This is a genomic window from endosymbiont of Riftia pachyptila (vent Ph05), assembly GCF_000224455.1.
Classification (GTDB): Bacteria; Pseudomonadota; Gammaproteobacteria; order Chromatiales; family Chromatiaceae; genus Endoriftia; species Endoriftia persephonae.
On record NZ_AFOC01000042.1, the window covers coordinates 20,250 to 29,685 of the forward strand.

Annotated in this window: 7 protein-coding genes; 5 read left to right on the forward strand and 2 right to left on the reverse strand. The window is 58.5% G+C overall.

Annotation, left to right across the window (positions count from 1 at the left end; translation table 11 throughout):
* The first annotated feature begins 190 nt into the window (after positions 1–190).
* The 4 genes from RIFP1SYM_RS08205 (at position 191) to RIFP1SYM_RS08220 (ending at position 7,341) form a co-directional block, all read left to right on the forward strand.
* Positions 191–1,894: a lytic transglycosylase gene (locus RIFP1SYM_RS08205; protein ID WP_240991682.1), complete on the forward strand. Its 1,704-nt coding sequence runs from the start codon at positions 191–193 to the stop codon at positions 1,892–1,894.
* A 135-nt stretch (positions 1,895–2,029) separates the two neighbouring features.
* Complete coding sequence (locus RIFP1SYM_RS08210) at positions 2,030–2,218, forward strand: hypothetical protein (protein WP_005961780.1); 189 nt, start codon at positions 2,030–2,032, stop codon at positions 2,216–2,218.
* Between the two features lie 90 nt (positions 2,219–2,308).
* Positions 2,309–3,394 carry a mechanosensitive ion channel family protein gene (locus RIFP1SYM_RS08215; RefSeq protein WP_006475209.1) on the forward strand — a complete coding sequence of 362 codons (1,086 nt, stop codon included), beginning with the start codon at positions 2,309–2,311 and terminating at the stop codon, positions 3,392–3,394.
* Between the two features lie 383 nt (positions 3,395–3,777).
* Positions 3,778–7,341 carry a putative Ig domain-containing protein gene (locus RIFP1SYM_RS08220; RefSeq protein ID WP_005961784.1) on the forward strand — a complete coding sequence of 1,188 codons (3,564 nt, stop codon included), beginning with the start codon at positions 3,778–3,780 and terminating at the stop codon, positions 7,339–7,341.
* 95 nt (positions 7,342–7,436) lie between these two features.
* Here RIFP1SYM_RS08220 and RIFP1SYM_RS08225 read toward each other — a convergent pair whose 3' ends face one another.
* Both RIFP1SYM_RS08225 and RIFP1SYM_RS08230 read right to left on the reverse strand, forming a co-directional pair.
* Entirely contained in the window at positions 7,437–8,225 is a 789-nt protein-coding gene (locus RIFP1SYM_RS08225) for a DUF2145 domain-containing protein (protein WP_006475207.1), read from the reverse strand.
* Between the two features lies 1 nt (position 8,226).
* Positions 8,227–8,565 carry a hypothetical protein gene (locus RIFP1SYM_RS08230; RefSeq protein WP_005961788.1) on the reverse strand — a complete coding sequence of 113 codons (339 nt, stop codon included), beginning with the start codon at positions 8,563–8,565 and terminating at the stop codon, positions 8,227–8,229.
* Positions 8,566–8,604: 39 nt separating this feature from the next.
* Between RIFP1SYM_RS08230 and RIFP1SYM_RS08235 the strand changes: the two genes are divergently transcribed.
* Entirely contained in the window at positions 8,605–9,432 is an 828-nt protein-coding gene (locus RIFP1SYM_RS08235; protein WP_005961790.1) for a helix-turn-helix domain-containing protein, read from the forward strand.
* Positions 9,433–9,436: the final 4 nt, after the last annotated feature.

Below are 9,436 nucleotides of genomic sequence, written 5' to 3' on the forward strand. Positions count from 1 at the left end.
TCTAATGAATCATGGCCGGCAGTCTTGCGGCCCAAATTCATCCAGAGACTCCTCAGTTTGCCCCTAATCTACAGTGATAATAATTCCCATATTCTGGACGATGCGCATATGAAAATGGAAATTAATCGCCAATTTGCCTATATTTGCCAGCCTCGACGATCGGCACATTCAAACGGGACAGGGGCTTGCCATGCAGCAGATCACCGCGGTTCGCGCGCTTACTCTCCTCCTGGCAAGCGCAGCCATCTCCTCCAGCCAGGCAATGAGCCTGTTACCGCAGGCCACTGCAGACGCAGATAATAGCCAGGCAGTCACAGAAGCCGCCACCCAAGCCAGCCAGCAGCTTATTTCAGCCGCTCCTGCCACTCCTCCCGCTGATGCAGAGCCGCAAATCTCCGAGACGTCCACTCCTGAGCCGATCCTGACCGAGCCCCCTGAGCTCTCTGACCAGATCACCTTCAGGGAGCCCGAAGCTCCAGCGCCGCAGGATCTCTGGCGGCGTCTGCAACTCGGCCTCTCACTGCCGATCCCAGCAGACGCCCGGGTACAACGGGAGATCGACTGGTACACTAGCCACCCAGAATACCTTGGCAGACTGCAGGAACGCGCCGCTCCCTACCTCCACTTTATTCTGGAGGAGATCGACAAGCGCCAGATGCCAACCGAACTCGCCCTGCTACCCGCAGTGGAGAGCGCCTTCCAGCCCTTCGCCTACTCCCCCGGGCGTGCTGCCGGCCTCTGGCAATTCATCCCCTCCACCGGGCGCCTCTACGGATTGAAGCAGAACTGGTGGTATGACGGTCGCCGCGACATTGTTGCCGCCACCCACTCGGCCCTCGACTATCTGCAGGCGCTCAACCAACAATTCGACGGCGACTGGGAACTGGCGCTGGCCGCCTATAACTGCGGCGCCGGCAATGTGCGCAAGGCGATCCGCCGCAATCAGAAAAAGGGCAAGCCCACCGACTTCTGGTCACTCAAGCTACCGAAGGAGACCAGCGCCTATGTGCCACGTCTACTTGCGATCAGCGCCATCTTTGCCAATCCTGAGCAACACGGCATCAGCCTGAAACCACTCCCAGACCAACCCCATTTCGCGACCATCGACATCCAATCCCAGCTCGACCTGGCACTGGCCGCAGAGATGGCCGATATCGATATCGAACAGCTCTACCTGCTCAACCCCGGTTTCAACCGCTGGGCCACGGACCCGGCCGGCCCGCACCAGCTCAATCTACCTCTCGACAAGGTAGAGGGCTTTCTCACCGAGCTGGAGACACTGCCTGCAGAGAAGCGGCTGCGATGGAAACGCTACAAGATCCGCAGCGGCGACAGCCTCAGCGTGATCGCCCGCAAACACGGCACCACCACCAAGCTGCTGCAACAGGTCAACAACCTGAAAGGCAATCAGATTCGCGCCGGCAAACACCTGTTGATTCCGATCTCCACCAAGCGCCTCAACCACTACGCCTTGAGCAGCAAACAGCGCAAAAACAAGCTGCTGAGCAAGTCCCGCAAGGGCAACAAGCAGATCTACATCGTACAAAAAGGCGACAGTTTCTGGGAGATCGCCAAGCGTCATGGAATCAGCTATCGCAAGCTGGCAAAGTGGAATGGCATGGCGCCCGGCGACCCGATCCGACCCGGTCAGAAACTGGTGTTCTGGGTGAACAAGGCCACCTCTACCCACGTCTCCCTGCCCACCACTCAACCCAGCGGAACGCGCAGCAAGATCGCCTACAAGGTCCGGCGCGGCGACTCGCTGGCACGTATTGCAAAGCGTTTCCGGGTCAGCGTGGCTGATCTCAGGAAGTGGAATAAGCTACCGGAAAAATATCTACAGCCGGGACAGAAGATCCGTCTCTATGTGGATGTGACAGCACAAACTCTGTAGCGCTGGAGCGAACCGGGATCACAAAACAGCAGCAATTGTTGACCAGGATCAATCCAAGGCAACTCTCACTTTGACAGCCTGGCGGCTGACCCAGTAACAATAACGCCTCCTACCATTATTCGCGGAGGCAGTATCATGAGCGAAGAATGCAGCCTGAGGGCCAACACGGACCTCAATCTCGCAGATGTCAGCAAGATCGCGCTGGGCCTAAAATCCCTCGCCGCCTACTCAATGCTCGCATACGAGCACGATGATGATCCCCAGGAGCTGGATGAGATCGTGCAGGATGGACTGGACGCTATCGAGCGCCTATTCAATTGCTAAGCTGAGTCCACTTTAGATTTTCCATGCCTCACAACCCCCGCAAGGGGGTAGAATCCTCTGCAATCCCTATTGACAGTGCAGAGGATCGCAATGGAGTCGATTGAAGCCAAAGTTCTGCCACTGCTGGCCCAGTTTCCCGATCAACCCTATCTGCAGTCCTTGCTGGTTGTTATCGTCACTCTGCTGCTGGCGAAGGGCATCAGTTGGATCCTGCTGGGTATCCTCAAGCGCCTCGCCGGACTGACCCGCGCCCAGTTCGACGACGCTCTGGTCGACGCTCTCAAGACACCGCTCTTCTACACCATCCTGATGACCGGTTTCTCCATCGCGGTACATCTTCTGCCGCTCAGCGAACCAAGCCAACATCTGACTATCGCGCTGCTGCAAACTATCGGCATCTTCGTCTGGATGCGCTTCGCCATCAGCCTCTCCCGCTCAGGCCTGCAGGCACTCGCCGCCGATCCGCATCGCTTCAACTACATCCAAGCACAAACCCTGCCGCTGTTCGAAAATCTGATGGTACTGCTGATCATTGCGATCGCGCTCTACCTTATCTTCATCTCCTGGGGCATCGATATGAGCGCCTGGCTCGCCTCTGCCGGCATCGTCGGCATCGCAGTCGGTTTCGCCGCCAAAGACACCCTAGCCAACCTCTTCTCCGGGGTGCTGATCCTCGCCGACAGCCCTTATAAGATCGGTGACTATATCGTGCTCGACAGCGGCGAACGGGGCGCGGTTACCCATATCGGTATCCGCAGCACCCGCATGCTGACCCGCGATGATGTGGAGTTGACCATCCCCAACTCGATAATGGGCAACGCTAAGGTGATCAATGAAAGCGGCGGCCCTCACCCGAAATATCGCATCCGGGTGCCAGTAGGAGCCGCCTATGGATCTGATGTGGAGCAGGTGCGCCAGCTGCTCACCAGCATCGCCGAACAGGATTCACTGATCTGCTCAGACCCTGCACCCCGGGTACGATTTCGCGCCCTGGGCGGCTCCAGCCTCGACTTCGAACTACTTTGCTGGGTCGATGAGCCGAGGCTGCGCGGCCAGGCCGTCGACCGTCTGCTGACCGCCATCTACAATGGCTTCAACCGGGAGGGGATCGAGATCCCCTACAGCAAACAGGATCTCTACATCAAAGAGACACCGCCTCTGGAGCGACCAGAATAATCTCATCACCTCCGACGCAACCCCGCGAAACACCTCCCGACCTGACTCTGCCCCACGCCGGTACCAAGGTGGAGCAGAGTATCGAATTCTGAACCAGCAGCACTCCTGGAGTGGCCAATCTCAATCGATGCCAAAAGTGATACTTCAGATGAGAGCCAGCTCACATCACCACTTTTGCCGACCAATCCTCACCATTTGCCAACAAGATTTCATTTCCCAATTGGTGTGAAAAAAACCGCACTCTTAATGAGAAGCAGCCCACGATTCACACCAGCGACCTTCAGATCCATAATTTTCAGCCGTGCTATGTGACACAGATGTCGGAATTCTTTACACCGATTCCGTACCTTTGCACCAACTGAGTCGCATACCGGAGTGCCACCATGTACGCACCTAGCATCAATCGAATTTTTATCCCCACCCTGCTGAGCGCACTGCTGCTGGCTGGCTGCGGCGGTAGTGACAGCAGCACTGCCCCGGCGATCGGCGACAGCGGTGGCGGCAGCGAACAGACCACCCAACTGAACATCGGTGGCAGCGTGGGGGACGGCCCCATTATTAACGCAACCGTACGTCTGCGGGACGCCTCCAACAACATCCTCGCCACCACCACTTCAGATGGCATGGCACGTTACTCGTTTGATGTCAGCGTGCCCACCAACGCCTTCCCTCTCACCATCGAAGCGGAAGGCGGCATCGACCTGGTGACTGGCATGGCACCGGACTTCCAGCTGGAATCGACGGTCGTCAACGCCTCCCAGTCGAACGCTAACCTCAACCCCCATTCGAGCATGATCGTCAAGCTGGCTCGTGCCAAGGGCGGCCTCACCAGCAGCAATGTCAGTAATGCCAGGGACACCGTCATCGAACTGCTTAACTTCGGTTTCGATCCCGCCCTGATGGCGGACCCGATCACCGCTTCACTGACCAACAACAATCTGCCGATGATGATCAAATCAAGTGAGACCCTGGCGGAGGCTCTACGACGGGTACGCGACAACGCGCTGAGCAGCAATGTAACCGTAGATGAAGTGATGGATGCTCTCGCCGACGATCTGGTGGATGGCAGCCTCGACGGTGAAGGTGACGATGCTGCCAGCCAGCGCTATGCCGCCCTGCTGCACGTAATCTCCAGCGAGGTGCTCTACGAAGCGATGCACAACCGTCTGAAGGTCAATAACGTCGACGCCAGCACGGCTCTCGACGGTGCCATCCAGACCACCGCCCCCGCCGTTACCCAACGGACCGGAGATGTACGCATCAACCGCCGCATGATCGAGCAGGCGCGCCGCTCGGTGGCAGCCGCCCGCCAAGTAGACAACAGCGCTAATCTGACCGCCCTCGCCGATGCACTCGACCGGCTCTCCGGCAATGTTACCCCAACAGCAGTAGATCAGGTTCTGCCCGATACGGTCAGCAACGATTTCTCCTCACTCGTGGGTTCCACTCGCTATCTACAGGAGGTACGGCTTGGCGGCATCATCCAGGCAGGTAATCAGGGCACCGGGCCCAACCGGGCACCGCTGATCTCCGGCACACCGGTCAGCAGCGTAGCGGTGAATTCCACTTTCAACTTCACCCCTACCGCCAGCGATGCGGATGGTGATCAACTCAGTTTCAATGTCACCAACCTGCCATCCTGGGCTGTCTTTGCCCCCGAAAACGGCACCATAACCGGCACCCCCAGCTCCAATGATCTGGGCCTCTACCAGAACGTGCGCATCGGCGTCTTCGACGGCCATGCAAATGCCGACATCGTATTCAACATCGAGGTAACCGACGGCTCATCCTCTGGTGGCAACAGCAACAGCGCGCCATCGATCTCCGGCAGCCCGAGTTCCAGCGTGGCAGAAAACAGCAACTACAGTTTTACCCCCAGCGCCAGCGATCCGGATGGCGATGCACTCAGCTTCAGCATCACCAACCTGCCCTCCTGGGCCAGCTTCAACGACCAGACCGGGCAACTCTCTGGCACCCCTGGCACGGGTGACGCTGGCGTCTACCAAAACATCACTCTGATAGTGACTGACGGTCAGGCCAGCAGCTCACTCGCTGCCTTCTCCATCGAAGTTGGAGCCAGCAGTGCTGCCCCTTCCATCAGCGGCAACCCCACCCGTTCAGTCGAAGCTGGCAGTGGTTACAGCTTTACTCCCAGCGCTGCAGACCCGGATGGCGATGATCTCGACTTTAGCATCAGCAGCCTGCCCTCCTGGGCACAGTTCGACACCAATACCGGCACCCTCAGCGGTACCCCGCAGAGCGGCGATGTGGGCAGCTACTCCGGGATCACCATCCAGGTCACAGATGGCCAATCCAGCGTCGCCCTGCCCGCCTTCTCAATCAACGTATCTGAGGCAATCGGCGCTGGTGGTTCAGGGAACAACTACTATGTGGACAACCAGATCAGCAGCTCCAGCTGCACCGACTACTCCATCATCGACCGCAGCTGCGGCGGTGGCAGCGACACCGCCTTCGACTCCTTCAGTGGTGCCACAGCCGTCGCCCAGGCAGGCGACACCGTCTATGTCCGCGAAGGCCGCTTCAAGGAGCAGCTGAAGGTGCGCAACGATGGCGCGGCCGGCAACTATGTCACCTTCCGCAACTATGACTCGGAGACAGTCACCATCACCGGCGCCACTCTCAAGCCCGCCATCGACCTGACCGACCGGGAGTATGTGGTAATCCAGGGCTTCACCGTCGAAAAGGTGGGACGCTGGCTCTACTTTCTGGAGGCGCATAACAACATCGTGCGTGACAACAGCTTCAGCCAGGCCTACGACACTGCAGGCTCCAAGGCCGGTATCTTCTTCTTCCACGCCAGCCACAACCGTTTCCTCAACAACACCCTAGAGGACAACGCGGACGATGCACTCTCGTTGGTTGATTCGGAACGCAATCTGGTGGCGGGCAACTCCATTCGCAACGCCCACCATGCACTGTGGGATATCCGCTGCGGTAACTACAATGTGCTGCGCAACAACTACTTCTATAACGATCAGCAGAAGGACGGTGAGGTCTACGATTGCGATGGTCAGGTCAAGACCTATAAGTATGACTCGACCCGCCGCAATCTGATCGAGGGCAATGAGTTCGACTACACCGCCAACTCCGGCAACAAGTCACCCTTTTCCGGCATCCAGTATGCCGGTCAGCAGGGCATCATCCGCCTCAACCGTTTCCACGACACCACTGGCCCCGGCCTACGCATGGCGATCTATGGCGTCGAAGCGAAAAACAACTGGGGCAACCGGGTCTACAACAACGTAATGCACTCCTCCGAGTTCGCCGGCACCTGGTTGCAGCCAGGCGGTGACAAGTTCTTCGATAACATCTTCAAAAACAACCTGCTCGGCGGCAGCAGCTTCGTCAACAACGACAGCCGTTGGGACTGGTGGAACAATACCCTGAAGGGCAAGCCGGTACAGGCCTACATCGATCGTAGCGACGGTTATGAGTTCGACACCAATATCTTCGTCAACGCCAGTGGTGACCAGGAATTCCTGGCGGTCAAGGGCAACGGCAATCGTACCTCCACCTCGCAGCGCACCATCGCAGAGTGGAACAGCGGGGACAGCAACTTCCGCAACGGATCGGTGGTCACAGACGCCCGCTTTATTGACGAAAGCGGCCGCGATTTCCGTCTGCAAAACGACAGCCCGCTAATCGACGCCGGTACCTTCCTGACCCAGACCCTGAGCGCCGGCAGCGGCACCGAATTGCCGGTCGAGGATGCCAGCTTCTTCTATGATGGCTTCGACATCCCCGGCGAGCAGGGGGATGAGATCATGCTGGATGGTGACAGTCAGGCTGCCAGAGTTGTCAGCATCGATTACAACACCAACACCCTGACTCTCGACCGCTCACTCAGCTGGAATAGTGGCCAGGGCGTGAGCCTGAAGTACAACGGCAGCGCCCCTGACGTCGGCGCCTTCGAATCGGGTAACTGATAAACCCAAATAGCGGGGCTCCGGAAAAACCGGAGCCCCGCTTTTTTTTGCCTGACGATCACCCATGTTTGCTTCCGCAAGGGCCTGCAGGATCACTACATGCCAAGTCGGATCACCTCATCGGCCAATCCATACTTCTCCATATAGGCGGCAATAGTGCTGAAGGTAGCGGTCTGCAGCGGCCCCTGATGGTCCTGCAGCGACAGATCGGGCATCAGCAGCGCACCCAGCATGAGCTTCAGTGGTGCCACCGAAAGCCGCTGTGCCTTGAAGTAGGCGCGGTTGTTGGCCTTGATCTGCGCCACATCATCGGTCTGGTAGAGCGCCGCATTGAGCACATCCAGAGTGTGCTCTGTACAATTCTGAAACTGGGAATTGTATGGATTTGCACTCACCGAATAGGCAGGATTGTGCAACTTGCTATAGCTCTCCGAGGCGATCACCTGCAGCAGGCGGCGCTGCATCTCAGGAGTGGGGATGATAATACCCGCCTTGAGTTGCTCAACCGCGACGAAAAAGTCGGCCGGATAGTCCCGCACCAGATCACTCACATCCGGTTGATCGGCGCGCTGGTAGAGGTTATACACCACATAACCTGGCAGCTGGACACCCTCATCGGTGGTGATCTGCGAGTAGACCGCAAAAGCCACATGGGTGAACTCCACGCCCTCCGGCAACTGATCAGCAGGCCGCCCCACCCGGCCGAGGATGATCACCCGCGCCCCCCGTTCTGCGGCCAGGTACTCCACCTGTTTCGCCAGCCTTGCGGTCTGCACGGGATCGAAACGCAGTTCAGCACCCTCCGCACCACTACCACTGCCGGCGATGCTCAATCCACTAACGCTGAGCAGAAGCAGCATCAGAAATACTCGAAGTGTACGCATCTCACTCACCTCCCTGTTGCAACTGTAATGCCTGATCCGGCGCAGGCCCGGCGCTGATTACCTTGTCGGTGACCGGCAACGGCCGCGCCCTGTCATTGGCCGTCGCCCACAGCACATCCCCCAGCGCACCGCTGGCCTGACCGAGCTGACCACTGCCCATCAGTGGCACCGCCACCACCCCGGAGACAACCTGCGCACCAGCAATGCTGGCATATCCCAGCCCTTCGGCCGAATGATGCACAGCAGCGGCTGAGTGGCCCATACTGCCCTCGGCAGCGCTCTGCTGGGTGGAAAAAACAAGCGTGAGGGCGACAAGGGTTGATGCAAGGATTGGTTTCATCTCTGTTCTCCTGATGGTTGACTCGTTGCAGCCTCAGGATTGCCCAGCAGGAAACAGATTGAAACCTTTACAAAGATCGTCTACAAATACGCCAACTTTCGTATCATATTTTTATACTTTTTCATGTCGCAACAGAAGCTCCTCATCAGCACACTCAAACAGGCACTAAAACAACAGGGCCTCACCTACGCCCAGGTCGCCAGTCAGATCCACATCAGCGAGGCCAGCGTCAAACGGATGTTCTCCAGCGGCCGCTTCACCCTTGAACGGATCGAAGCAATCTGCGCGCTGATGGAGATGCAGCTGCTCGACCTGATGCGGTTGATGGAGCGGGCCCAACACTCCACCAGCCAGTTGAGTTGGGAGCAGGAGGAGGAGTTGATCGGCGACATCCGGCTGCTGCTGCTGATCGCACTAATCCGCAACCACTGGAGTCTGCCACAGATCCTGCACGACTATGCGATCCCGGAGCACGACTGCATCCAGCTGCTGGCCCAGCTCGACCGGCTGCGGCTGATCGAGCTGCAGCCGGGCAACCGCATCCGCCTGCTGGTGGCCCCTGACTTCCAGTGGATCCCCAACGGCCCGATCGTGCGCTTCTACGAGGAGCGGGTGAAAGCCGAGTTCTTCGACGCCAGCTTCAGCGGCCAGCACAGCCACCGCCAATTCCTCTCTGGCGAGCTCTCCGCTGGCTCTGCGGCGCTGCTGATCAAGAAGATGCGCCTGCTCGAGCAGGAGTTCGCCGAGCTGCTAAAGGCCGACCTGAGCCTACCACCGGAGCAGCGCATCAACATCGGTCTAGTGCTGGCGCAGCGCCCCTGGCAGTTTCACGCCTTCGACCACCTGCGCCGGGAACAGGACAGCTAATCAG